This window comes from Nocardioides sp. Root151 (assembly GCF_001427925.1).
Taxonomy (GTDB): domain Bacteria; phylum Actinomycetota; class Actinomycetes; order Propionibacteriales; family Nocardioidaceae; genus Nocardioides.
The window spans coordinates 845,348-868,502 of record NZ_LMGG01000004.1; the positions used below are offsets into that span (position 1 = coordinate 845,348).

A 23,155-nucleotide genomic window follows, 5' to 3' on the forward strand; every position below is an offset into this window, starting at 1 on the left:
AGGGGGCACTGACATGCGTGTGATGGCGCAGATGGCGATGGTGATGAACCTCGACAAGTGCATCGGCTGCCACACCTGCTCGGTCACCTGCAAGCAGGCGTGGACCAACCGCTCGGGCACCGAGTACATCTGGTTCAACAACGTGGAGACCCGGCCCGGACTCGGCTACCCGCGGACGTACGAGGACCAGACGAAGTGGAAGGGCGGCTGGGAGCTCAACAAGAACGGTCGGATGAAGCTCAAGGGCGGTGGACGCTTCAAGAGCCTCGTGACCATCTTCTCCAACCCCAAGCTGCCCTCGATCGACGAGTACTACGAGCCGTGGACCTACGACTACGCCACGCTCACCGACGCCCCCGCGCAGGAGCACACGCCGGTCGCCCGCCCGAAGTCCCTGATCAGCGGCAAGAACATGAAGATCTCGTGGTCGGCCAACTGGGACGACGACCTGGGCGGCTCCACCGAGACCGCGCACCGCGATCCGATGCTGGCCAAGATCGCCGACAAGGTGAAGTTCGAGTTCGAGCAGACCTTCATGTTCTACCTGCCGCGGATCTGCGAACACTGCCTGAACCCGTCGTGCGCGGCATCGTGCCCCAGCGGCGCGATCTACAAGCGCGAGGAGGACGGCATCGTCCTGGTCGACCAGGACAAGTGCCGCGGCTGGCGCAAGTGCGTCTCCGGCTGCCCCTACAAGAAGATCTACTTCAACCACCGCACCGGCAAGGCGGAGAAGTGCACGTTCTGCTTCCCGCGCATCGAAGTGGGCCTGCCCACCGTGTGTGCCGAGACGTGTGTCGGCCGACTGCGCTACATCGGCCTGATGCTGTACGACGCCGACAAGGTGCTCGAGGCGGCCTCGACGGAGGACGAGCACGGGCTCTACGAGGCCCAGCGCGATGTCTTCCTCGACCCGTTCGACCCCGAGGTGATGCGCGAGGCCGAGAAGGCGGGCATCGCCCGTGACTGGATCGATGCCGCGCAGCGCTCACCGATCTATGCACTGATCAACACCTTCCGGGTGGCCCTGCCGTTGCATCCGGAGTACCGCACCATGCCGATGGTCTGGTACATCCCGCCGCTGTCGCCGGTCGTCGACGTGGTCCAGGAGACGGGGGAGGACGCCGAGGACAAGGGCAACCTCTTCGCTGCCATCGACGCGCTGCGGATCCCGGTCGAGTACCTCGCCGAGCTGTTCACCGCCGGAGACGTCGCACCGGTCGATGCCGTGCTCAAGAAGCTGGCCGCGATGCGCTGCTACATGCGCGACATCAACATGGGCCGAGAGCCCGACGCCTCGATCCCGGCCGCGGTCGGGATGAGCGAGGAGGGGATGTACGACATGTACCGACTCCTCGCGATCGCCAAGTACGACGAGCGCTACGTCATCCCGTCGGCGCACACCGAGCAGGCGCACTCGCTCGAGGAGCTCGGCACGGAGTGCGCGGTGAGTGAGTACGGCGGTGGGCAGCACGACCTCTTCGGCGAGGGCTCCGGAACGCCGACACCGATCGCCGTGGAGAACTTCGAGATGCTGCAGGACCGGCAGACCTCCGACTCGCTCGCCGGGCCTGAGAACAAGCGCGCCCGGGTGAACCTGCTCAACTGGGACGGCAAGGGGTCCCCTCCCGGACTGTTCCCGCCGAAGGGACCGGACTCGTGAGCCGCCTGCGGAACCGTCGCTCGTCGTTGACGACCGAGCAGCTGACGGTCGTCTGGCAGTCGACGTCGCTCCTGCTCGGCTATCCCGACGAGCATCTCCTCGGGCAGCTCGACCTCGTCGACGCCGCCTCGCACGAGCTGCCGGCCGCCGTCGGCGACCCCCTCCGCAGGTTCGTGGTGCACCTCCGCACCACCCCGCTGGACCAGGTCCAGGAGGACTACGTAGAGACCTTCGACAACCGCCGGCGCTGCAACCTCTTCCTCACCTACTTCGCCCACGGCGACACGCGCAAACGGGGGATGGCGCTGCTCAGGTTCAAGCAGACCTACCTCGACTCGGGGTTCGTGCTCGACGAGTCCGAGCTGCCGGACCACCTGGCCGTGGTCCTGGAGTACGCCGCCACCTGTGACCAGGCGCTCGGCCGAGGGCTCATGCTCGACCACCGGGCGGGACTCGAGCTGCTGCGGATCTCGTTGCGCGACATGCGCAAGCCCTGGGCCGACGTACTCGATGCGGTCACCGCCACGCTGCCCCCGTTGCGGGGCGACGAGCGTGACGCCGTACGCCGGCTGGCCGCCGAAGGACCTCCCGAGGAGGAGGTCGGCCTGGCACCCTTCGCCACGCCGGCGTTCAGCCCCGGTGCGCCGGACGAGTCGCCCACCCTGTTGCCCATGCCGTCGTTCCCCGGAGCCCGCCGATGAGCACGTTCCTGTGGGTCGTGGTGCCCTACGTCTGTCTGACGGTGTTCGTCCTGGGTCACGCGTGGCGCTACCACTACGACAAGTTCGGCTGGACGACGCGCTCGTCGCAGCTCTATGAGCGGAAGCTGCTGCGCATCGGTAGCCCGCTGTTCCACTTCGGCATGCTCGGGGTCGTCGGAGGCCACGTGATCGGTCTCCTCGTGCCACGGTCCTGGACGGAGGCGGTCGGCATCGACGACCACCTCTACCACGTCGTCGCCGTCACCGGGGGCCTCGTGGCGGGCGTCATGGCAGTCGTCGGGATGGCCATCCTGATCTACCGCCGGCGCACCGTGGGACCGGTCTTCTCGGCCACCACCGCGATGGACAAGGTCATGTACCTCTTCCTCGGGGCAGCGATCCTCCTGGGGATGTGGAACACCATCGCCGGCTCGATCTTCACGCTCGGCGGGGAGTACAACTACCGGGAGGGCGTCTCGGTCTGGTACCGCTCTTTCCTTGCCTTCCAACCGGATGCCGGCCTCATGGCAGACGCACCCCTCGGCTTCCAGCTGCACGCGCTGGTGGCCTTCGGCCTCTTCGCGCTGTGGCCATTCACCCGCCTGGTGCACGTGTTCAGTGCCCCGGTCGGCTATCTCACCCGCCCCTACATCGTCTACCGCAGTCGTGACGACCAACAGCTGGGCAGCCACACTCCGCGCCGCGGCTGGGACCGGATCAACAAATGAGGTCGAAGAATCGCCGGGGGCGATCAACCAATGATCCATCCAACATTGAGGAGACGCCGTGCAGAAGGAATCACTGACCGCACTGGTCCGCCAGCACCTGAAGACCGCTGCCAGCGCGTCGAGCGGTCGCAGTGCCCACACGATCTATGGAGGTCACGAACACGTCCTTCGCCAGACCCTCGTTGCACTACGGGCAGGGAGCAACCTGGACGAGCACGAGAACCCCGGCGAGGCCACGCTCCAGGTCCTCCACGGCCGCATCACGCTCGTGGCCGGTGAGAACCGGTGGAACGGCTCACCCGGTGACCTCCTGTTCATCCCCGACTCCCGTCATGCCCTCGAGGCCGTTGAGGACTCCGTGGTCCTGCTGACCGTGGCCAAGCGAGGCTGACCCGCGCACCGGACGGTTCAGCCCTACTCCTGGTCGAGGCTGACGACCTCGTCCCACTCGACCTCGTCGGCGCCGACCAGGGCGCGGCCGATCGCGTCCATGTCAGGCACGTCGCCGGTGCCTTCGCGCACCGTGGCGGTGAGCCGCATGCCGCCGACGTCGGCGCTGACCGCATCCGCGACACCGTCACGTTCCGTGATGACGTAGCCGTCGCTCTCGATGCAGGCGAGGTAGTCGCTGATCTCCTCGCAGGCGGCGCCCTCGGGGCGGAGCACGTTCAGCGAGATCGACGCGGCGTCCCAGCTCTGCTCGCCGCTGGACTCCTGCTCGTAGGTCATGCTGTAGCCGACCACCGCGTGCGAGCCCTCAGCAGTCGAGGTGAACTTGCCGTCGTACTCCGGGACCATCCCGTCGATCTCGGGGAGGTACGGCGACAGGCCCGCCTCCTCGAACGCCCTGGCATCGGCCGCCTGCTCACGCGCGTCGTCGAGCAGCTCGCCGATGGAGGGGCCGGCGCTGATCGCGATGGTCAGGCCGAGCACCGCGCACACGGCGCCGACCGCCGTGGCTCCGGTGTTGTCGCTGGTCCAGTGCACGACGGCCGTCGTGGCCGGTGCGGCGACCGCCGCTGCCGGAATGCCCGCCATCAACGTGACCGTCGTGTCGCTGCCGGGATCGCCGAGGTTGCCCACGATGGCCAGGGCGATCACGACACTCACCGTGTAGATGCCGGACGTGGTCAGCACGATGCCGAGCGCCTGGGGCACCTGCGTGACCCGCAGCACGAAGCCGAAGGCGACCATGATCACCAGTCCGGCGAGGGTCCAGTAGAACAAGGCGTCGTACGTCGTGGTGCCCAGCGCGCCGCGCACCGGCACCAGCAGCACGAGCCCGGCAAGGAAGGCCGCGTTGAGCTGCCGCGCGACGGGGTCGACGGCTGTGGGGGTCGAGGTCTCGGATGACATGGCCAGCAGTGTTGCCGACTTTTCGGCGCCAAAACCCTTCGTCGTTTCGGGCCGCGCCTTCACGGGTAGAGGCTCGCCATGTCACTCCGGATGGCCCGCGCAGGTCTCGCAACCGTCGTCGCACTCACGGTCGCGCTGTCCGGGTGCGCCTCGACGGACGACAAGAAGGACGACTCGTCGAAGGTGTCCCTGCCGAATCCCCTGGAACCAGCCTGGGTCGCGAAGGCAACCGAGACGACGTTCGGTGTCGCGGTTTTCCGCCGAGGCGATCGGTTGTTGCAGGTCAGCCAGGAATCGGTGACGGCCCTGGACCCGGTGTCTGGTGACGTGGTCTGGAACCGGCCGATCCCGCAGGGCTGCTCCGCAGGTGAGCCGAATGCCGCCGGAGACGTGGTGGTCGTGTTCGGTGAAGGATGTCGCGACGTGGTGGTGATCGACAGTGAGAAGGGCACGGCCCAGTGGCGGGCGCACATCCCGTCGATCTCGAAGCAGTACGACTCCGGCAATGTCGTGGCGAGCATCGGTGACAGGACCGTGACCGTGATCCAGTTCTGCGGACAGGTCACCCGCCTCTCGTTGAAGGACGGGCACCGCCTCGGCGTGCTGTCGCCCCATGACGTTGCCTGCGCCAACGAGGCGGACTCGGACGGCCAGGTCATCGCGGTGTGGCACGACCCGGCCACCGAGGCGACCCCTGATGACCACGGCACCGGCTTCATCCCGCCCTGGGACGGTGCTGCTTCCTTCGAGCTGTACGACGCGGACTCCGGCAAGCTCCTGTGGCGGCGTACGAGGTCACGACAGGACAGCGGCCTGGACGCCGGAGCAGTGGTCAGCTCCTCACCACTGATCCTTGCGCTGCGCGAGGACGGCCACACGCTGATGCGCCGCCACTCGCGGGCGCACGGCCGCCCCGGGGCCACGGTGGGCCTTCAGCTCGGCGCATACCGGGGCTTCTTCACGCCGCTGGGGACCGCAGACGGAGTGATGGTGGGCACCTACGACACCTCGCCCAAGAGCCCGACCGGCGCGCCACGCAGGGTCTACGCGTACGACGTGACGACGGGCCGGGAGCTCTGGTCGCGCGCGGTCTCTGCAAACACGCTTTCACCGCACTACGCCTCCTCCGCCGTGGCCGGAGTCGACTCGGAGGGCGTGGTGGTCACGGAGCGCCGGATGCGTGACGACGGCCGTTCGTTCGAGATCTGGCTCGCCCGGTGGAACCTGCGCACCGGCGAGGACGCAGGGACGGCAGGTCGGATCGACGAGGACGAGTCGCAGGCCGTCATCTGGCAGGTGTCGGACGGTCTGTTGCTGGGGCAGGGCAGGGGCACCCTGGAGGCCTACGAGCTCGAGACGGCGGACCCCGACGTGAAGCTGCCGGGAACAGAGCCGGCCTGGGCAGAGGGCGACGTACGTCCGGATCCGATGTCAGAACCGTGCGCGGAGGTCAGCCGCCAGACGCTGCGCACCCTGGGGCTCCGGGCCAGCGCGGCGTTGCCGGCCCCGGCGAACTGCACCTGGACCGAGACCGCCGAGCCGCGCTACTCCGACCGCAGTCTTCGGGTGAGTGTGCACGTCGCCCGCCCCACGGAGTCCACGGACGAAGAAGGCCAGCCGAAGACGATGCCGGCCGTCGACGGGGCCCGCGCCGTCGCCGCACAGTGGCGCAAGGAGTTCAACCCGGACCTGACAGGTGGGATCCTGCACCCGGGGCTCGGAGCTCCGCACGAGGTCGACGGACTCGGCGACGAGGCCTATGCGACGTCGGGCACCCGCTTCGCCGGTTCGATCGGTGTCACCACGGGGAGCTATCTCCTGGTGAGGGCCGGCAATGTCGTGGTGGAGGTGCAGGCCGAGGGCGGCTACGACGTGGCGCACCGCCAAGCCACGCCGCCCTCGCTGAACAGGATCGAGACGGGCACGCTGGCCGCTGCTCGCGAGGTTCTCGCCTCGCTCGGAGTGACGTTGGACGCGACCGAGCGGCCCGATCCGGGACGAGTCCGGCGGGTGGGCGACGTGTGTGCGGTGCTCCGCGCGGACGCCGCGTCACTCGGTCTGCCTGCGGGGCATTCGGTGACGCCGCCCGGCGCCGACCCGCGCCTGGCCGACTGCGCTTGGGAGCAGGACGACTCGATCGGGGACCTCGCCGTCCACGTGTACGCCGCCGGTGGCAACCCGTTGGACGGCGACTCGGCGTCGACGGTCGCCCGCAAGGTGTTCGCCGCAAGCCGCTCGCGCGACGACAAGCCATTGCGCGGCCTCGGTGAGAAGGCCGTGATCTCGCGTTGGGACCAGACCGAGGCGGCCGACGGCTACGACCTGAGTGAGCGCGAGGTCCTGCTGGTCGCCGACAACCTGGTCATCGAGCTGTCGTACTCCCGCGACGGCGCCGGCCTCGGTGAGCAGGTCGAGCGCGACGCTCTCCGGATGACCCGCAAGGTGCTCGACGCCACCCGGAAGTAGGGCCTGCGGCGGTGCCTGAAATGAAGAAAAGGCCCCGTGGAGCCGGGGCCTTTCCAGTGTCCGAGGGGGGACTTGAACCCCCACGCCCTAATACGGGCACTAGCACCTCAAGCTAGCGCGTCTGCCAATTCCGCCACCCGGACGAGTGCTGGAGAACTGTAGCAAGAGACGTGCCGAAAACTCACATCGGCCCCACTGGGCACGGATGCAAGGATGGGGACATGTCTGCACCCGACCCGACGACGGCCCACAACTCGGCGTACGACCCGTCCTCCGAGGTGGTCGACATCTGCCGCGACCTGATTCGAATCGACACCTCCAACTACGGGGACGACGACGGTCCGGGGGAGCGCAAGGCGGCCGAGCACGTCGCCGCGCTGCTCGACGAGGTGGGCATCTCGAGCAACCTCTACGAGTCCGAGCCGGGTCGAACGTCGCTGATCGCCAGGTGGGGCGACGGTCCCGGTGAACCCCTGTTGCTGCACGGGCACCTCGACGTCGTACCGGCCGCGGCGGAGGACTGGCAGTTCGACCCGTTCGCCGCCGAGGTCCACGACGGCTACGTGTGGGGCCGTGGCGCGGTCGACATGAAGGACTTCGACGCGATGGCGCTCTCGGTGGTGCGGGCCCGTGCCCGCGCGGGGGCACTGCCGCCGCGACCCGTCGTGCTCTGCTTCACCGCCGACGAGGAGGCTGGTGGCCACAAGGGCGCTGAATACCTGATCGACAACCACGCCGACGAGATAGCCGACTGCACCGAGGCCGTGGGCGAGGTCGGCGGCTTCACCACGACCGTGCGTGGGAAGCGGATCTACCTGATCGAGGCGGCCGAGAAGGGCATGGCCTGGATGAAGCTGACCGCCCGCGGCAGTGCGGGCCACGGCTCGATGATCAACCACGACAACGCGGTGACCGAGTTGGCCGGCGCGGTGGCGCGGATCGGCTCGCACAAGTGGCCGGTGCGGCTGACCCCGGCCATGGAGGTGCTCCTTGCCTCGGTCGCCGACATCGCCGGCACCGAGGCCACCCCGGAGAACGCGGAGGCCCTGGTCTCTGAGTTCGAGAGCTCGGCGCGCATGCTCGGCGCGGTGATCCGCAACACCGCCAACCCGACGATGCTCAACGCCGGCTACAAGGTGAACGTGATCCCGACCGAGGCCTCGGCTCACGTCGACGGCCGCTTCCTGCCGGGCTTCGAGGACGAGTTCTTCGCGACCCTGGCCGAGCTGTGTGGCGAGCACGTCACGTGGGAGTTCGTCTCCAAGCAGCAGCCCTGGGACTCGCCGTACGACGGCCGCATCGTCGATGCGATGACGCAGTCGATCCTGGCCGAGGACCCGGACGGCATCGTCGCGCCGTACCTCATGTCCGGCGGCACCGACGCCAAGCACTTCCGCAAGCTCGGGATGACCTCCTACGGCTTCGCGCCGTTGCGTCTGCCCCAGGAGCTCGACTTCGGCGCCCTCTTCCACGGCGTCGACGAGCGGGTGCCCGTCGACGCGCTCGAGTTCGGCGCTCGGGTCTTCGACAGGTTCCTCGACCTCGCCTGAGGTGGGTCGAGCCGGACGCCAACGCAACTGTTTCTGCGCGTTGTCCGCATGCTGGGATGTGGGGCTGGTTTCGGGGTCTGACTGTCGGTGGTGCCGTGTTGAGTTCTGGATATGCAGACGGCAGCGGCTCTGACGGATCTTGACTCGGGTGACACGCTCACCGGTGTCGAGTCTGCGGTGGTGGCTCGTCGGGTTGCAGAGGTTGCGTTGTTGCATCATGCGGCGCACTGGGCTGACCTGCATGGTGACCATGAGCGGGTAACGCGGGGTCATGGTGCGTGTGATGAGCCGGGGGCCAGACGGGGTCACCCGGTGTTCAAGGTCTTCGGTGGTGAGGGGACCCCGGTAGTGGCGGAGTTCGCGACCGCGGAGCTGGGGGTGAGCTTGGGGGTGCATCCGTTGGCGGCACGGTCGTGGATCGGGGATGCGTTGGATCTGCGGCACCGGTTGCCGGCGTTGTGGGCGGTGACGTTCACCGATGCGGCGTTCGAGGTGTGGGTGCTGCGCAGGATCGCGGTGCTGACCCGGGGCCTGGACCCCGAGGCGGCCGAGCTGATCGGCCTCGAGTTGGCCGGTGTGGTCGGGTCGTTGCCGGCGCCACGGTTGCTGGAGAAGGTCGAGTCGATGGTGCTCCTGGCCGAGGCCCAGGCGGTCGAGGAGGACCGGCAGGACAACCTGGGCAAGCGGTTCGTGGCGTTCAACAAGTCCAACCAGCGTGGCCTCAAGGGCCTGTACGCGAAGCTGTCGGCCGCCGACGCGGTCATCGGCGAGGCACAGGTGCAGCGGTTGGCGGAGTTGCTGTTGGCCCAGGACCTGGCGGCCGGGGTCGACCGTGTGGATCTCGACTCGATGGCGGTGGCCCGCTCGCGAGCGTTGGGGTTGCTGATCGCGAACCCCGACTCCGCGCTGGCCCTGATCGCCGCAGCCCACGCCGCTGCTGTCGATGAGGACGCTGGCCCCGCGGACGATGAGCCCGCGCCCGCGGACGACAACGAGCCCGCGGACGATCAGCCCCAGCCGGTTGACAGGCCTGCGGACCAGTCCAGTGCCCCGGCGTCACAGAGTGGTGGGTCGCGGTGGGCGCCGGTGACGACGGTGCTGCACCTGCACCTGTCCGAGGACGCGTTGCAGGCCCTGGCCCACGCCAAGGCCCACGGCGACCACCCCGCGGGCGTCGGGCGGCTGGAGGGCCACGGCCCCCTCTCCTTGCCGGAGGCCCTCGAGCTGCTGCAGTTGAGCCAGGTGGTGATCCGCCCGGTGCTGGACCCGTGGGCGACCGCGCCGGTGGACTCCTACGCGTTCACCGGCAACCTGCGCGAAGCCGTGCTGGCCCGGGTGCCGGCCGACTGCTACCCCTACGGGGTCAACACCACCCATGCGATGGACATCGACCACACCCGTGCCTACGACCCGGCTCCCACGACACAGGTGGTCCGCCGGGGCAGACCAGTGTCGAGAACGCCGGCCCGATGACCCGACATCATCACCGGATCAAGACCCACGGACCGATGAGCGTGCGACAACCCGTGCCGGACACCTATGTCTGGCGCACCACCCACCACCGGTACCGCCTCGTCGACGCTACCGGCACCCACGACCTGGACCCACGCATCGGGGTCCTGGTCTTCAGCGACCACCGAGACGACCGCGAACACGCAGCCCTGCTGCTGACCACCGGCCTCGACCTCGGCATGGAGGAGACCGAACCAGACGACTGGCAGCTCATCGCCTGACAGTTGCGTAGCTGCGGTGTGTCGGGCCCGGCGGTAATTTCCTCGACCTTGCCTGATCGGAGTGCTTGGCTCGACCCATGTCCTATCCAGACCCGATCTACTTCGGCGACGAGGGTGAGCAGAGCGCCACGTTGCGACGCAACGACGAGGACCACACGCTGAACTACCGAAGCGGGGGCACGGTCGACTACCTCGCCACGGGCGCCAGCACCGGCGGCCTGTTCGGGCTCTACCGGTGGAACTTCGCCGAAGGCGTCAGCGGACCTGACCCGCACTTCCACAAGACCATCTCCGAGTCGTTCTACATCCTCTCCGGGACGGTGAAGATCTACGACGGCAACGCGTGGGTGGACACCCGTGCCGGCGACTTCGTGCACGTGCCGGCCGGGGGAGTGCACGGCTTCCGCAACGAGTCGGGGGAGAAGGCCTCGATGCTGCTGCACTTCTCACCGGGGGCGCCACGTGAGGCCTACTTCGAGACGTTGAAGAAGCTGGGTGAGGGCCTCACCATGACCGACGAGGAGCGCGACGCCTTCTACCTCGCGCACGACAACTACTGGCTCTGAGCCGATCGTCGACTCGGCTACCCGATGCTGGTCACGGAGTGTCCAGGAAGGCGATGAGGACACCGCCGCCGATCACCACGGTGAGCACGCCGACGCCGATCCAACCCAGGATGATGCCGGCGAGTGCCATGCCCTCGCCGTCCTGCCGGCCGCCGGACTCCTTGATCTGGCTGCGCGCGATGTAACCGAAGATCAGGGCCAGGACCGAACCCAGCCAGTAGATCCACAGGATGCCGAGCACCAGTGAGGCGATGGCGAGGCCGTTGGTCGAACGGGGAGGCGGAAACGGCTGGTAGCCGTAGGGAGGCGGATAGCCACCGCCGTACGTCGGCGGGTACGGCGGCGCGCCCTGAGGTCCGGACGGCGTCGTTCCCCAACCCGCCTGGGGATCGGGCGGCGAAGGGGGGTCGGATCCCGGGTCTTGTTCGCTCACGGCCCAGAGCATGCCATGCGGCAGGAGTGAGCGGAGGCGTCGTTCACACGTAGAAGAACTCCGGGCGGGGTTGACGGATGATCTTGCGCCGCAGCAGCACCCGGCGTACGCCGTCGGGGCCGATGCGCACGCTGCGCAACTCCCAGCCACCCTTCTCGGCGCGCTCGACGAGCATGCGGGTGACCACGTTGCGGCTGAACTCGCGCGGCAGGATGAGCCTGTCGTACTCCCATTCCACGTTCTTGCGGAATGCCTTGCGCGCGGTCTCGGCCATGCGATCAGTCTCCTCCGGACACGTCGTCGAGGGCCTCGACGATCTCGGGTGGCAGGGTCAGCTCGTCGATGCCGAGTGCTGCTTGCAGCTGAGCCGCCGTACGGGCACCGACGATGGGGGCGGTGACTCCGGGACGGTCACGGACCCAGACCAGGGCCACCTCGAGGGGCGACCAGTCCAGACCCTCGCCGGCACGGACCACGGCCTCGACGATGCGTTTCGACTGCTCGCCCAGGTAGTTGCCCACGAAGTTCGCGAAGTGCGCCGACGCGGCGCGTGAGTCAGCAGGCGTGCCGTTGCGGTACTTCCCGGTGAGCACCCCTCGGCCCAGCGGGGACCACGGCAGGACGCCGAGACCCAGGGCCCGTGCGGCGTCGAGGACCTCGTGCTCGACGTTGCGGTTCAGCAGGGAGTACTCGACCTGGGTGGAGGCGAGCGTGGCCCGGCCGGGGACGGCACGCTGCCACGTGGCCGCCTGCGCGGTCTGCCAGCCGGAGTAGTTCGAGACCCCGACGTACGACGCCCGACCGCTGGCGACCGCGTAGTCGAGGGCGCCCAGGGTCTCCTCGAGCGGGGTGCCGTCGACCCAGGTGTGCACCTGCCACAGGTCGATGTGGTCGACGCCGAGGCGTCGCAGCGACTGGTCGAGGGTGGAGATCAGGTGGCCGCGCGAGACGTTGGTCTCCCGCTCTCCGCGGCGCCGGGAGATGCCGGCCTTGGTGGCCAGGACCACGTCGTCGCGCGGCACGACATCGCCCAACAGGCTGCCGATGAGCTCCTCGGAGGCCCCGTCGCCGTACCCGGCTGCGGTGTCGAGGAAGGTGCCTCCGGCCTCGCTGAAAGCGATCAGTTGGTCGCGGGCCTCGTGCTCGTCGGTGTCGCGTCCCCAGGTGAGAGTCCCCAGACCAAGCCGCGAAACCTTGAGGCCGGTCGAGCCCAGGGTGCGTTGCTGCATGGGCGCAACGGTAGCCACACCGGGGCAAACCGCCCTCGAGGCACGCCGGTGGCGGACGACGTACGAGCGTGCTGCACCTCGGCACGTAGGCTTCGCGCCGTGCTGGACTTCCTCAAAGCCGTCTTCCTCGGCGTCCTCCAAGGCCTGACCGAGTTCCTGCCGATCTCGAGCAGCGCGCACCTGCGGATCTTCCCCGAGTTCTTCGGCTGGGAGGACCCGGGCGCCGCGTTCACGGCAGTGATCCAGATCGGCACCGAGCTCGCCGTGCTGATCTACTTCCGCAAGGACATCTGGCGGATCGCGTCGATGTGGGTGAAGTCGCTGGCCAAGCCGGAGTATCGCGGGCACATCGACGCGCGCATGGGGTGGTACGTCATCGTCGGCTCCGTGCCGATCGTGATCCTCGGCATCTTCCTCAAGGACATCATCGAGAAGGACTTCCGCAACCTCTGGATCGTCGGCACGACGCTGATCGTCCTCGGTGTGATCCTCGGAATCGCCGACCGGATGAGCTCGGGCGAGCGTGCGATCAAGCAGATGAACCTCAAGCACGCCGGTCTGCTCGGCTTCGCCCAGGCATGCGCGTTGATCCCGGGTGTCTCCCGCTCGGGAGCGACGATCTCGATGGGCCGCTTCCTGGGCTACGACCGTGAGGCCGCCACGCGCTTCGCGTTCCTGCTGGCGATCCCCGCGGTCGTGGGCGCGGGACTCTTCGAGCTCAAGGAGATCCCGCACGGCGAGAACAGCTACGGCTGGGGCCCCACGATCACCGCGACCGTGGTCTCCTTCATCGTCGGGTACGCCGCGATCGCGTGGTTGCTGCGCTACGTCTCGACGAAGTCCTACCTGCCGTTCGTGATCTACAGGATCGGCCTCGGCGCCCTCGTGCTGGCACTGCTGGCCGGCGGCGCAATCGCCGCCTGACCCTCGCAGCCCCTCGTTGGTCGCCCAGCGAGCGCCGCTTTCGTTGGTCGAGTAGTGAGCGCCAGCGAGCGTATCGAGACCCAGCAGCTGTGATCTCGATACACCGCCTCGTTCCTCGGCGGCACTCGATCACCGGAGGGAGCCTCGGTGGTCGAGTAGTGAGCGCCAGCGAGCGTGTCGAGACCCCGCCATCCACAGGCACCGTGAAGGCCGTTGAAGACCGACTCCCAGACTTGGACGCTGGGGGCATGGCTTTCACCTACACGCTGCTCTGTTCCGACAACACCTTCTACGTCGGAAGCACGCGCAATCTCGAAAGGCGTCTCGAGCAGCACGACGTCGGCAAGGGCGCTGCCTACACCAGCCGTCGACTGCCCGTGAAGCTCGTTTGGTACGAGGAGTTCGAGAACGTGGCGCTGGCGTTCGCCCGTGAGAAGCAGATCCAGAACTGGAGCCGCTCGAAACGCCAGGCGCTGGCTGACGGGCGGTGGGGAGACCTGCCCGGTTTGGCTCGCAAGAAGTTCTGAGCTGCTGGGTCTCGATACGCTCGCTGGCGCTCGCTACTCGACCACCGAAGAGTTCCGCGCTCGCTACTCGACCACCGGGGCCAGGTTCGTTGGTCGAGTGCCGGCGAGGAACGAGCCGGTGTATCGAGACCAGTCGACCAGTGATTCCGCTCTCGGTCAGAGCCAGCCGGACTTCTTGAAGAAGATGAAGGCGACAAGGGAGCTCAACGCCATCAGGCACAGCGCGAACGGGTAGCCGAAGGCCCAGTGCAGCTCGGGCATGTGGTCGAAGTTCATCCCGTAGATCGCACCGACCAGGGTGGGTGCCGCGACCAGGCCGACGCCGGCCGAGATCTTGCGCATGTCCTCGTTCTGCTGGACCGAGATGCGGGCCTGCTGCGCCTCGAACGCAGAGGAGAGCAACGAGTCGAGGTTGTCCACGGTCTCCGCGACCCGGGCCAGGTGGTCGCCGACGTCGCGGAAGTACGGTGCCGCCTCGCCCGACATCCCGGGGACCGACGCGGTCGACGCGCGGCGTACCGGGTCTCGCAGGGGGAGTACGGCGCGGCGCACCTCGGCCAGCTCGCGCTTGAGGACGTAGATCCTGGGGGAGTCGTCGGTGCGCTCCGGGGCGAACACGGACGCCTCGACCTCGTCGACGTCCTCCTCGAGGCTCGCCGCGACCCGTTCGTACCCGTCGACGACCCGGTCGCACACGGCGTACACCACGGCCGTGGGCCCGTGCACGAGCAGCTCGGCCTTGCCCTCGAGGTAGGAGCGCGACGAGTGCAGCTCGGAGCCCTCGCCGTGGCGCACCGAGACGATGAAGTCGCTGCCCACGAACAGGTTGATCTCCCCGGTCTCGACGGCGTCCTCCTCGTCGACGTACCAGAGCGTCTTGAGCACCATGAAGAGCGAGTCGTCGTACTTCTCGAGCTTGGGCCGCTGATGAGCCTTGACGGCGTCCTCGACGGCGAGGTTGTGCAGGCCGAACTCCTCGGCCACCTCGACGAGCTCTTCCTCGGTCGGGTCCAGCAGGCCCACCCACACGAAGCTGTCTGGTCCGGAACAGCGGGACCGCACGGACGCGAGGTCGGCGATGTCGAAGTCCAGGGGAACCCTGACTCCGTTGCGGTAGAGCGCGTTGTCGACGATCACGGGTGTGAGGCTACGCCGGGTTGTGCATCTCCCGGCTAGTGTCCGGGGCATGGCAACGGTGATCCTGGTCCGGCACGGCAGAAGCTCGGCGAACACCAGCGGGGTGCTGGCCGGGCGCTCGGGTGGCGTCCGACTGGACAACACCGGCACGGCCCAGGCCGAACGCGCGGCCACCCGACTCGCCGCAGTGCCCCTGGCCGCGGTCATCAGCAGCCCGTTGGAGCGGTGCCGACAGACGGCGCGCCGGATCGCGGCAGCCCAACCCGGGGGGCCGGACGTGCGCACCGAGCGGGGCATCGTCGAGTGCGACTACGGCGACTGGACCGGCCGCCAGATCAAGGACCTGGCCAAGGAGAAACTGTGGTCCACGGTGCAGCAGCAGCCCTCGGCCGCGGTCTTCCCCAACGGCGAGTCGCTCACCTCGATGATGGCACGCTCCGTGGCCGCCGTACGACGCCTCGACGCCGAGATCACCGCCGAGCACGGGGAGAACGCCGTGTGGGTGGCGGTCAGCCACGGGGACATCATCAAGTCGGTGCTGGCCGACGCACTGGGCATGCACCTCGACCTCTTCCAGCGACTGCACGTCGACCCGGCGTCGCTGTCGATCGTGCGCTACACCTCGACCCGCCCGTTCGTGCTGGGCACCAACACGCACGACGGCGACCTCGGCTGGCTGGCACCCGCGAGGAAGAAGCGTTCACGCCGCAGGACCGATGCGGTCGTCGGCGGCGGCGCCGGACCGGAATAGGGTTGGCGCCATGGCTCCCGTGATCCACGAATTCGACCCGCCCGACCGGTTCGTCGCCGGCACCGTCGGTGAGCCGGGTGACCGCACGTTCTTCCTCCAGGCCCGGCGCGGGGCCAAGCTCGTCAGCGTGTCGCTGGAGAAGCAGCAGGTGGCGGTGCTCGCAGACCGCATCGACGACCTGCTCGACGAGCTGATGGCCAACGCCACGACGCAGAACGTCATCCCGGCGGTCGCGCCGCTCGACCTCGACGACTCCGCGCCGCTCGACCAGCCCATCGAGGAGGAGTTCCGGGCCGGCACCATGACGCTGTCGTGGGAGAGCGACGTCGAACGCATCGTGATCGAGGTGTTCCCGTTCAACGAGGCGGCCGTGGTCAGCCCCGAGCAGGTCGACGAGGACTTCACCGAGCCGGAGCCCGAAGAGGTCTTCCTGGTGCGCATCACGGCCGGAGCCGCCCGGGCGTTCGTCAAGCGCGCCGCCCAGGTGATCGAGGCCGGCCGGCCGGACTGCCCGTTCTGCGGTGGCCCGATCGACCCCGACGGCCACCTGTGCGTGAGGGCCAACGGGTTCCGCAGAAGGAATCCGTGAGCGAGCCGGTCCCGCCGGCGGCGATCTCCACCGGCGACCTGGAGCTGTTGGGCCGGGTGATGCCTGCCTCCAACGCCACCTTCATCGGCATCGTCGACGGCACCCAGGTGGTCTACAAGCCGGTCGCCGGCGAACGGCCCCTGTGGGACTTCCCGGACGGCACCTTGGCGCAACGCGAGGTGGCGGCGTACGCCGTCTCGCAGGCCCTCGACTGGAACGTCGTCCCGACGACCGTGCTCCGCGACGGCCCGCACGGACCCGGCATGGTGCAGGCCTGGGCCGAGCCCGACCCCGACCAGGCACCCGTCGACGTGGTGCCCGAGGGAGAGCTGCCGGAGGGGTACCTCCACGTGTTCGACGCCGTCGGTCCCGAGGACGAACCGGTCGCCCTGGTCCATGAGGACTCCCCGGCCCTGCGCCGGATGGCCGTCTTCGACGTGCTGGTCAACAACGGCGACCGCAAGGGCGGTCACGTGCTCGCGATGACCGACGGCCACCGCTACGGCGTCGACCACGGAGTCTCCTTCCACGTCGAGAACAAGCTGCGCAGCGTGCTCTGGGGTTGGCTCGGCACTCCGCTCACCGACGACGAGTCAGACGCCGTACGCCGGGTGGCCGCCGACGACGACCTGCACAAGCGGCTGGGCGACCTGGTCACCCCGCGTGAGCTGGCCGCGTTCGTCGCGCGGTGCCACACACTGCTGGAGACGGGCGTGATGCCGGAGCCGTCGGGGGAGTGGCCGGCCATCCCGTGGCCCGCGTTCTAGAGGTCGTTGGTTAGGCTGCCGCCATGCAGACGTGGTCAGCCCCGCAGGTTCCTTCCCTCCCCGTTCGGGGCCCGCAGGTCTCGATCCATGACACGAGTTCCGGTGGCCCGGTCGCCACCACTCCGGCCGACGTCGCGCGTCTCTACGTCTGCGGCATCACGCCGTACGACGCCACGCACATGGGCCACGCCGCGACGTACGTTGCCTTCGACCTGCTCAACCGGGCGTGGCGGGCGGCCGGCCACGACGTGCACTACGTGCAGAACGTGACCGACGTCGACGACCCGCTGCTCGAGCGGGCCACCAAGGTCGGCGTCGCCTGGGAAGAGCTCGCCCTGCGCGAGACCCAGTTGTTCCGTGACGACATGGAAGCGCTGCGGGTGCTCCCGCCCCGCGACTACATCGGTGCCGTGGAGTCGATCCCGTTGGTGATCGACCTGGTCGAGAAGCTGCGCGCCACCGGCTCGGTCTACACCGTCGACACCGACCTCTACTTCTCCGTGACCGCCGACCCGGCGTTCGGCGACGTCTCGGGTTGGGACCGCGACCAGATGCTGGCGATCTTCGGCGAACGTGGCGGCGACCCCGAGCGCGAAGGCAAGAAGGACCCCCTCGACTGCGTCGTGTGGCGCGGCGAGCGCGACGGCGAACCCGCCTGGGACAGCCCGTTCGGCCCCGGCCGCCCCGGCTGGCACATCGAGTGCGCCGCGATCGCCCTCAAGCACCTCGGCACCGGCTTCGATGTCCAGGGCGGCGGCAGCGACCTGATCTTCCCGCACCACGAGATGTCGGCGGGCGAGGTGCAGGTCGCCGAACGCGGCGACGCGTTTGCCAAGGCCTACGCCCACGCCGGCATGGTGGCCTACGACGGCGAGAAGATGTCGAAGTCCAAGGGCAACCTCGTCTTCGTGTCCGCGTTGCGGATGAGCGAGGTCGACCCGATGGCGATCCGGCTGACCCTGCTCCGCCAGCACTACCGCTCCGACTGGGAGTGGACCGACGAGCAGCTCTGGAGCTCGGTCGACACCCTGGCGTCGTGGCGCGACACGATCACTGCCGGCGCCGGAGCTCCCGCGCAGCCGGTCGTCGAGGCCGTGCTCGCGGCGCTGGCGAACGACCTCGACGCCCCCACGGCCCTGGCCGCGGTCGACACGTGGTTCACAACCACTGCAGCCGGTGACACGACCGACCCGAACGCCGCCGAGACGATCCGCGCCCTCCTCGACGCCTCCCTCGGCCTCGCGCTCTGACGGGACCTAGTCGGTGTTGCGGCGCTTGAGGTAGCGCTCGAACTCGCGGGCGATCGCCTCACCCGAGGCCTCGGGCAGGTCAGCGGTGTCGCGAGTCTCCTCGAGCGCGCGGACGTAGTCGGCGATCTCCTCCTCCTCCTCGGCGAGCTCGTCGACCCCGCGTTCCCAGGCCCGAGCCTCCTCGGGCAGGTCGAGCAACGGGATGCCGGTGCCGAGCAGGTCCTCGATCTGCCCGATCAGGGCAAGGGTCGCCTTCGGGCACGGCGGCTGGGCCACGTAGTGCGGCACCGCCGCCCAGTAGGAGACCGCAGGGATGTCGAGGAGCACGCACGCGTCCTGGAAGACTCCGACGATGCCGGTCGGGCCTTCGTACGTCGACTGCTCGATGTCAAGGCGATCGACGAGGTCGGGCTCGGTCGCCGTACCGGTCACGGGAATCGGGCGGGTGTGCGGCGTGTCGGCCAGCAGGGCGCCGAGCGTCACCACCATCTGGCCGCCGAGCTCGTCGCACGCGGCCAGCAGCTCGGCACAGAACTGGCGCCACCGCATGTTCGGCTCGATGCCGCGGATCAGGATCACGTCGCGGTCGAGGCCAGGGGGAGAGGCGATCGAGACGGTCGTGCTCGGCCAGGTCAGCGACCTGTGCCCGCGGGCATCGGTGCCCACGACCGGGCGGTTCATCTGGAAGTCGTAGAAGTCCTCGGGGTCGACCGACGCGACCACCCGGGCGTCCCACACCTCGATGAGGTGGTCGACGACGGACGAGGCCGCGTCGGCGGCGTCGTTCCAGCCCTCGAAGGCCGCGATGACGACGGGGTCCACCAGCTCGGGCACTTCGTCCATCTCGATCATCAGGCCAGCGTAGATGAGGCACTGTGACGGGTGCGACACACGTGACCCGGCAGGGATTCGTTCGTTGATGGGGATTGGTGTCAGCATGCGGGAAACCCGTCCGGAACGTGGACGGCCTGCCTACCCTGAAGAGGTCCCCAACCTCGGAGAGGAACTTCGTGTCGGAGTCCCCAGCCCTTCGTCCAGACGCGACCGCGGAACTCACGCGGGCCCTTGGCGAGCGCATCCTCGTCATCGACGGGGCCATGGGCACGGCGATCCAACGCGACCGACCCGACGAGGCCGGCTACCGCGGTGAGCGGTTCGCCGACTGGCACATCGACCTCCAGGGCAACAACGACCTCCTCACGCTGACCCAGCCCGACATCATCGCGGCGATCCACCGTGAGTACCTCGAGGCCGGCGCCGACATCCTCGAGACCAACACGTTCAACGCGAACGCCGTCTCCCTGGGCGACTACGGCATGGAAGACCTTGCCTACGAGCTGAACTTCGAGGCCGCACGCCTCGCCCGTCAGATCTGCGACGAGGTGGCCACCCCCGACAAGCCGCGCTACGTCGCCGGGGCCCTCGGCCCGACCACGCGTACGGCGTCCATCTCGCCCGACGTCAACGACCCGGGTGCCCGCAACGTCAGCTACGACCAGCTCGTCGCGGCGTACCGCGATGCGACCCGCGGGCTGCTCGACGGCGGCGCGGACCTGATCTTCATCGAGACGATCTTCGACACCCTCAACGCGAAGGCGGCGATCTTCGCGGTCGAGACCGTGTTCGAGGAGCACGGTCGCCGCTGGCCGATGATCATCTCCGGCACCATCACCGACGCCTCCGGCCGCACGCTGTCCGGTCAGGTGACCGAGGCGTTCTGGAACTCCGTGCGCCACGCGCAGCCCCTGGCCGTCGGCCTCAACTGCGCGCTCGGGGCCAAGGAGATGCGCCCCTACATCGCCGAGATGAGCCGTCTCGCCGACACCTTCGTCTCCTGCTACCCCAACGCCGGGCTCCCCAACGCCTTCGGTGAGTACGACGAGTCGCCCGACGAGACCGCAGCGGTGATCGAGGAGTTCGCCGCGAGCGGACTCGTGAACCTGGTCGGCGGTTGCTGTGGCACCACCCCCGACCACATCGCCGCGATCGCCGGCGCCGTGGCCGACAAGCCGGTCCGCGCGCAGGTCGAGGTGGCCTCCGCCATGCGCCTGTCCGGTCTCGAGCCGCTGACGATCGACGAGAGCTCGCTGTTCGTCAACGTCGGGGAGCGCACCAACATCACCGGGTCGGCCCGCTTCCGCAACCTGATCAAGGACGGCAACTACGACGCCGCCCTCGCGGTCGCTGCGCAGCAGGTCGAGAACGGCGCGCAGGTCATCGACGTCAACATGGACGAGGGCATGATCGACGGCGTCGCCGCGATGGACCGCTTCCTCAAGCTGGTCGCCACCGAGCCCGACATCAGCCGGGTGCCGATCATGATCGACTCCTCCAAGTGGGAGGTCATCGAGGCCGGCCTCAAGTGCGTGCAGGGCAAGCCGATCGTCAACTCGATCTCCATGAAGGAGGGCGAGGAGAAGTTCCGCGCCGAGGCCCGGTTGTGCCGCAAGTACGGCGCCGCCGTGGTCGTGATGGCCTTCGACGAGGACGGCCAGGCCGACAACCTCGAGCGACGCATCGAGATCTGTGCCCGCGCCTACAAGATCCTGGTCGAAGAGGTCGGGTTCCCGGCCGAGGACATCATCTTCGACCCGAACTGCTTCGCGCTCGCGACCGGGATCGAGGAGCACGCCAACTACGGCGTCGACTTCATCGAGGCCACCCGCTGGATCAAGCAGAACCTGCCCGGCGCCCAGATCTCCGGCGGCATCTCGAACGCGTCGTTCTCGTTCCGCGGCAACAACCCGGTACGCGAGGCGATCCACGCGGTCTTCCTGTACCACGCGATCAGGGCCGGCCTGAGCATGGGCATCGTCAATGCTGGCGCCCTGGTGGTCTACGACGAGATCGACGTCGAGCTGCGTGAGCGCATCGAGGATGTCGTGCTCAACCGGCGGCCCGACGCCGCCGAGCGGCTGCTCGAGATCGCGGAGGCCCACAAGGGCAACGGCGAGGCCGCCGAGGCCAAGACCGAGGAGTGGCGCGAGCTGCCCGTCGACGAGCGCATCACCCACGCCCTGGTGAAGGGCCTCGACGCGTTCGTCGAGGAGGACACCGAAGAGCTCCGTGCCCTGATCTCCGAGCGTGGCGGCCGCCCCATCGAGGTCATCGAGGGCCCGTTGATGGCCGGGATGAACGTGGTCGGCGACCTGTTCGGGGCCGGCAAGATGTTCCTGCCCCAGGTGGTCAAGAGCGCCCGCGTGATGAAGAAGGCCGTCGCCTACCTGATCCCGTTCATCGAGGCGGAGAAGCAGCCCGGCGACGTCGACCGCACCAACGGCACCATCGTGATGGCGACCGTGAAGGGCGACGTGCACGACATCGGCAAGAACATCGTCGGTGTGGTTCTCCAGTGCAACAACTACGAGGTCATCGACATGGGCGTGATGGTTCCTGCCCAGAAGATCCTCGACAAGGCCCGTGAGGTCAACGCCGACATCATCGGGCTCTCCGGCCTGATCACGCCCTCGCTCGACGAGATGGTCAACGTGGCCGCGGAGATGAAGCGGCAGGAGTTCACCATCCCGCTGTTGATCGGCGGCGCCACCACCTCCCGCGCGCACACCGCGGTGAAGGTCGACCGGCAGTACGACGGCCCGGTGGTCTGGGTCAAGGACGCCTCACGGTCGGTGCCGACCGCAGCAGCGCTGTTGAGCGACGCCCAGCGCCCCAAGCTGATGGCCGACATCAAGGACGACTACGACGCCCTGCGCACCCGCCACGCGGCCAAGCAGGAGCGACCGACGGTATCTCTCGAGAAGGCGCGCGCGAACCGCACGCCGATCGAGTGGGACGGCTACGTGCCGCCTCTCCCGAACGAGCCCGGCATCCACGTGCTCTCCGAGTACGACCTCGGCGAGCTGCGCGACTACATCGACTGGCAGCCGTTCTTCAACGCCTGGGAGATGAAGGGCAAGTTCCCCGACATCCTCAACAGCCCCAGCACCGGCGAAGAGGCGCGCAAGCTCTACGACGACGCCCAGAAGATGCTCGACCAGGTCATCGAGGAGCGCTGGCTCACCGCCAACGCGGTGTTCGGGCTCTTCCCGGCCAACGCTGTCGGTGACGACATCGAGGTGTACGCCGACGACACCCGCGCCGACGTACAAGCCGTGCTGCGCAACCTGCGCCAGCAGGGCGAACACCGCGCCGGCGTGCCCAACCGGTCGCTCGGCGACTACGTGGCTCCCAAGGAGACCGGACTGGCCGACCACGTCGGCGCGTTCGCGGTCACCGCCGGCCTCGGTTCCACCGAGCGGATCATGAAGTTCAAGGAAGACCTCGACGACTACTCGGCGATCATGCTGGAGGCCCTGGCCGACCGGCTCGCCGAGGCGTTCGCCGAGCGCCTGCACCAGCGCGTGCGCACCGAGTTCTGGGGGCACGACGCGGGGGAGACCCTCTCCAACGAGGACCTCATCGCCGAGAAGTACCACGGCATCCGTCCCGCACCGGGCTACCCGGCCTGCCCCGAGCACACCGAGAAGCAGACGCTGTGGGAGCTCCTCGACGTCACCGCCAACACCGGCATCGAGCTGACCGAGAGCATGGCCATGTGGCCCGGAGCCGCCGTGTCAGGGTGGTACTTCTCGCACCCGCAGGCGCAGTACTTCGTGGTCGGCCGGCTCCAGCGCGACCAGGTCCTCGACTACGCCAGGCGCAAGGGGTGGACCCAGGCCGAGGCCGAGCGCTGGCTCTCCTCGAACCTGGCCTACGAGCCCGAGGACTGAGCAGCCTCGCCGTCCTGATCACCGAGATCGGGAGGGAGCGCAGCCGGAATCGGCG

Annotated in this window: 22 protein-coding genes and 1 tRNA gene; 16 read left to right on the top strand and 7 right to left on the bottom strand. The window is 68.5% G+C overall.

What is annotated here, in order from left to right; translation table 11 throughout:
* Window positions 1-13: 13 nt before the first annotated feature.
* The 4 genes from narH to ASD66_RS12650 are packed head-to-tail and all read left to right on the top strand — an operon-like array spanning window position 14 to window position 3,483.
* Entirely contained in the window at window positions 14-1,663 is a 1,650-nt protein-coding gene (narH, locus tag ASD66_RS12635) for a nitrate reductase subunit beta (RefSeq protein WP_056891112.1), read from the top strand.
* Window positions 1,660-2,364, top strand: coding sequence for a nitrate reductase molybdenum cofactor assembly chaperone (gene narJ / locus ASD66_RS12640; protein ID WP_056678136.1), 705 nt, complete (start codon window positions 1,660-1,662; stop codon window positions 2,362-2,364). The genes narH and narJ overlap by 4 nt, the downstream gene beginning before the upstream one ends.
* Entirely contained in the window at window positions 2,361-3,092 is a 732-nt protein-coding gene (narI, locus tag ASD66_RS12645) for a respiratory nitrate reductase subunit gamma (protein WP_056891113.1), read from the top strand. The genes narJ and narI overlap by 4 nt, the downstream gene beginning before the upstream one ends.
* A 58-nt stretch (window positions 3,093-3,150) precedes the next feature.
* Entirely contained in the window at window positions 3,151-3,483 is a 333-nt protein-coding gene (locus tag ASD66_RS12650; protein ID WP_056678144.1) for a cupin domain-containing protein, read from the top strand.
* A 23-nt stretch (window positions 3,484-3,506) separates the two neighbouring features.
* Here ASD66_RS12650 and ASD66_RS12655 read toward each other — a convergent pair whose 3' ends face one another.
* Entirely contained in the window at window positions 3,507-4,448 is a 942-nt protein-coding gene (locus ASD66_RS12655; RefSeq protein ID WP_056891114.1) for a hypothetical protein, read from the bottom strand.
* A 78-nt stretch (window positions 4,449-4,526) separates the two neighbouring features.
* Between ASD66_RS12655 and ASD66_RS12660 the strand changes: the two genes are divergently transcribed.
* Window positions 4,527-6,914 carry a PQQ-binding-like beta-propeller repeat protein gene (locus tag ASD66_RS12660; protein WP_082599471.1) on the top strand — a complete coding sequence of 796 codons (2,388 nt, stop codon included), beginning with the start codon at window positions 4,527-4,529 and terminating at the stop codon, window positions 6,912-6,914.
* 57 nt (window positions 6,915-6,971) lie between these two features.
* Here ASD66_RS12660 and ASD66_RS12665 read toward each other — a convergent pair.
* Window positions 6,972-7,057 (bottom strand) — tRNA-Leu (locus ASD66_RS12665).
* 78 nt (window positions 7,058-7,135) lie between these two features.
* Between ASD66_RS12665 and ASD66_RS12670 the strand changes: the two genes are divergently transcribed.
* From ASD66_RS12670 to ASD66_RS12685, 4 genes are all read left to right on the top strand, one after another.
* On the top strand, window positions 7,136-8,464 hold the full coding sequence (locus tag ASD66_RS12670; protein ID WP_056891116.1) for a M20/M25/M40 family metallo-hydrolase: 1,329 nt from the start codon (window positions 7,136-7,138) through the stop codon (window positions 8,462-8,464).
* 429 nt (window positions 8,465-8,893) lie between these two features.
* Complete coding sequence (locus ASD66_RS12675; RefSeq protein WP_156388652.1) at window positions 8,894-9,937, top strand: hypothetical protein; 1,044 nt, start codon at window positions 8,894-8,896, stop codon at window positions 9,935-9,937.
* A 35-nt stretch (window positions 9,938-9,972) separates the two neighbouring features.
* Window positions 9,973-10,197 (top strand): hypothetical protein, encoded by a 225-nt coding sequence (locus ASD66_RS12680; protein WP_156388653.1) that lies wholly within the window; start codon window positions 9,973-9,975, stop codon window positions 10,195-10,197.
* 77 nt (window positions 10,198-10,274) lie between these two features.
* Window positions 10,275-10,763, top strand: coding sequence for a cupin domain-containing protein (locus tag ASD66_RS12685; protein WP_056891119.1), 489 nt, complete (start codon window positions 10,275-10,277; stop codon window positions 10,761-10,763).
* Window positions 10,764-10,794: 31 nt separating this feature from the next.
* On the opposite strand, the gene ASD66_RS24180 is transcribed toward ASD66_RS12685, so the two are convergent.
* Genes ASD66_RS24180 through ASD66_RS12700 form a run of 3 tightly spaced genes read right to left on the bottom strand, consistent with a single transcriptional unit; the run spans window position 10,795 to window position 12,425 of the window.
* Window positions 10,795-11,196, bottom strand: coding sequence for a DUF4190 domain-containing protein (locus ASD66_RS24180; protein WP_162254271.1), 402 nt, complete (start codon window positions 11,194-11,196; stop codon window positions 10,795-10,797).
* A gap of 43 nt (window positions 11,197-11,239) precedes the next feature.
* The gene (locus ASD66_RS12695) at window positions 11,240-11,470 is read right to left on the bottom strand and encodes a DUF5703 family protein (RefSeq protein ID WP_056678157.1); all 231 of its coding nucleotides are present in this window, start codon (window positions 11,468-11,470) and stop codon (window positions 11,240-11,242) included.
* 4 nt (window positions 11,471-11,474) lie between these two features.
* Complete coding sequence (locus tag ASD66_RS12700; RefSeq protein ID WP_056678160.1) at window positions 11,475-12,425, bottom strand: aldo/keto reductase; 951 nt, start codon at window positions 12,423-12,425, stop codon at window positions 11,475-11,477.
* A 99-nt stretch (window positions 12,426-12,524) separates the two neighbouring features.
* Here ASD66_RS12700 and ASD66_RS12705 point away from each other — a divergent pair, with 99 nt between their 5' ends.
* Window positions 12,525-13,349, top strand: coding sequence for an undecaprenyl-diphosphate phosphatase (locus ASD66_RS12705; protein WP_235530073.1), 825 nt, complete (start codon window positions 12,525-12,527; stop codon window positions 13,347-13,349).
* Between the two features lie 248 nt (window positions 13,350-13,597).
* On the top strand, window positions 13,598-13,876 hold the full coding sequence (locus ASD66_RS12710) for a GIY-YIG nuclease family protein (RefSeq protein WP_056891121.1): 279 nt from the start codon (window positions 13,598-13,600) through the stop codon (window positions 13,874-13,876).
* A gap of 156 nt (window positions 13,877-14,032) precedes the next feature.
* Here ASD66_RS12710 and corA read toward each other — a convergent pair whose 3' ends face one another.
* Window positions 14,033-15,013, bottom strand: coding sequence for a magnesium/cobalt transporter CorA (gene corA, locus ASD66_RS12715; RefSeq protein WP_056891122.1), 981 nt, complete (start codon window positions 15,011-15,013; stop codon window positions 14,033-14,035).
* A gap of 49 nt (window positions 15,014-15,062) precedes the next feature.
* Here corA and ASD66_RS12720 point away from each other — a divergent pair, with 49 nt between their 5' ends.
* From ASD66_RS12720 to mshC, 4 genes are read left to right on the top strand one after another with little or no spacing between them, the layout of a single operon-like run.
* Complete coding sequence (locus ASD66_RS12720) at window positions 15,063-15,764, top strand: histidine phosphatase family protein (protein ID WP_056891123.1); 702 nt, start codon at window positions 15,063-15,065, stop codon at window positions 15,762-15,764.
* A gap of 10 nt (window positions 15,765-15,774) precedes the next feature.
* Window positions 15,775-16,353, top strand: a complete 579-nt coding sequence (locus ASD66_RS12725) for a DUF3090 domain-containing protein (protein WP_056678166.1) — start codon at window positions 15,775-15,777, stop codon at window positions 16,351-16,353.
* The gene (locus tag ASD66_RS12730; RefSeq protein ID WP_235530074.1) at window positions 16,350-17,120 is read left to right on the top strand and encodes an SCO1664 family protein; all 771 of its coding nucleotides are present in this window, start codon (window positions 16,350-16,352) and stop codon (window positions 17,118-17,120) included. Before ASD66_RS12725 ends, ASD66_RS12730 begins: the two co-directional genes overlap by 4 nt.
* A 23-nt stretch (window positions 17,121-17,143) precedes the next feature.
* Complete coding sequence (gene mshC, locus ASD66_RS12735) at window positions 17,144-18,370, top strand: cysteine--1-D-myo-inosityl 2-amino-2-deoxy-alpha-D-glucopyranoside ligase (RefSeq protein ID WP_056678168.1); 1,227 nt, start codon at window positions 17,144-17,146, stop codon at window positions 18,368-18,370.
* A 6-nt stretch (window positions 18,371-18,376) separates the two neighbouring features.
* On the opposite strand, the gene ASD66_RS12740 is transcribed toward mshC, so the two are convergent.
* Window positions 18,377-19,222 (bottom strand): PAC2 family protein, encoded by an 846-nt coding sequence (locus tag ASD66_RS12740; protein WP_056679393.1) that lies wholly within the window; start codon window positions 19,220-19,222, stop codon window positions 18,377-18,379.
* A gap of 245 nt (window positions 19,223-19,467) precedes the next feature.
* On the opposite strand from ASD66_RS12740, the gene metH reads away from it, so the two are divergent.
* The gene (gene metH, locus ASD66_RS12745) at window positions 19,468-23,100 is read left to right on the top strand and encodes a methionine synthase (RefSeq protein ID WP_414858578.1); all 3,633 of its coding nucleotides are present in this window, start codon (window positions 19,468-19,470) and stop codon (window positions 23,098-23,100) included.
* The last annotated feature ends 55 nt before the right edge of the window (window positions 23,101-23,155 follow it).